This is a genomic window from Mesobacillus sp. (assembly GCF_049588175.1).
GTDB lineage: Bacteria > Bacillota > Bacilli > Bacillales > Cytobacillaceae > Mesobacillus.
Window position 1 is genome coordinate 1 of record NZ_JBAVFI010000093.1, and the last position, 1,754, is coordinate 1,754.

2 protein-coding genes are annotated in these 1,754 nt (G+C 39.7%); both read left to right on the forward strand.

From position 1 onward, the window contains the following. Positions 1-695, forward strand: a 695-nt coding sequence (locus WB217_RS02015) for a phospholipase D-like domain-containing protein (protein ID WP_423990166.1), incomplete at its 5' end; no start/stop codon positions are given. 489 nt (positions 696-1,184) lie between these two features. Beyond that, positions 1,185-1,754, forward strand: a 570-nt coding sequence (locus WB217_RS02020) for a stalk domain-containing protein (RefSeq protein WP_423990168.1), incomplete at its 3' end; no start/stop codon positions are given.

Here is a 1,754-nt window from a genome sequence, read left to right on the forward strand (position 1 = left end):
GCGGGAATGTCATTGGGGACATTTTGGAATCAGAGCAGTCCGTGTCTGATTTTTCAGGAGGAAGCAAACTCCCTGAGTTTTCAACTGCTAAGGAAACGGGCAAAATAAAGGTACAGGTTATGACAGAAGGCAAGATATTGAAGCATCTTCTCGATGAGCTTAAGAAGACAAAAAAAGGCGAAAAAATCTGGATCGGAATGTTTTATCTTGCCGAAAGGAAGGTCATTGACGAAATTGATAAGGCTGCAGACCGCGGTGCTGAAGTAAATATCATTCTTGATCCAAATACAAATGCTTTCGGAAACCAAAAGTCGGGGCTGCCAAATATACCGGTATCTGCGGAAATGCAAAAACTGGGCAGCAAGAACATTCATATTAAATGGTATGATACCGGGGAAGAACAATACCATACAAAAATGATTTATTTTGACCGCAAGAATAAAGCAACAGTCCTTGGCGGCTCAGCCAATTTTACTAGTAGAAATCTCGATGACTTCAATTTGGAGACAAACCTAAAAATCACCGCACCTGCTGATAGCCAGGTTGTAAAAGACGTAGATCAATATTTTAAGCGGCTTTGGAATAATGAGGACGGCAATTTCACCCTTGAATACGAAGATAAAGAAGACACGATGACTCCATTTAAATATATTATCTACTGGATTCAGAAACTCCTTAGATTTACTAGTTATTGATACTAGGGCTTCCTTTTTGGAAGCCTCAGACTGTAGACAAACTTGATGAAAGCAAGCTTGCCACAGTTTTTGATTATGGTTGGAAAGTAAAACAGGTCTGTTGATTTCCGTTCCAGTCGCTTCGCTTTCCGCGGAAGAATTATGAAAAAGCCCAACTGCCGGCTTTTTCATAAGCAAATTCTTCTAGGGGCTGGCGGTGAGCCCGCAGGACATTGATTTGCTTCCTCGAATCTGCCCACGCACGATGGAAATGCGTTAGCATTTTCCGGAGTCTACGCGCCTTCCACTCCAATCAACAGTGTTTCAATAAATGAACTGTGAAAAGTATCTTTGTCGACAAGCTGTGGCTTCCTTATTGGAAGCCTTTTTTCAATTGGCTGCTAGTGAAGAAAATCAACTAGTCGACTTGGTATAAACTTTACTAATCATGTAAAAACCCCTTCTCATTTCCAATTTCTTTCAGTACGATAGTTAATAGGGGGGAATCTTATGGCAGAGCTCAAGATAAAAGAGAAAAAATATATATCAAAAAAAATCATATTAGCGGGTCTAATTTTTTCCGCTTTCATAATAGCTTCAAGCATATATTATTTGCTTTATCCTTTTGCTTCAACAGAAAAAACAGACTACTTTCAAGGGGAATCTCCGATTGTATATAAAGGAGAGCAGGCTGGAAATGCTTTAATTCACGAAGATACAGTTTATGTTCCGCTTGATTTTCTGAAAAAGATCGATGAATCGATTGTATTTGACGCAGAATCGAACTCGGTGATTTTCACCACAGCTGACAAAGTAGTGCAGATGCCTACAGATTCACTTACCTATTTTATTAATGAGAAGCCTGTAAAGCTTCAAATGACCCCAATCCTTTCAGATAATGGTAAACTCTATGTGGCATTAGATCCAGTCATCGGCTATTATCCTCATAAATATAAAATCTTAAAAGAAACGAAAGCAATTCTTGTCCAAACAGATGGAGAGAAGATTAGGGCGGGCAAAGTTACTGGCGAGGATGTCCATCAAGAAGAACTGCTATTACGTTCAGGGGCAGGCCTGGAT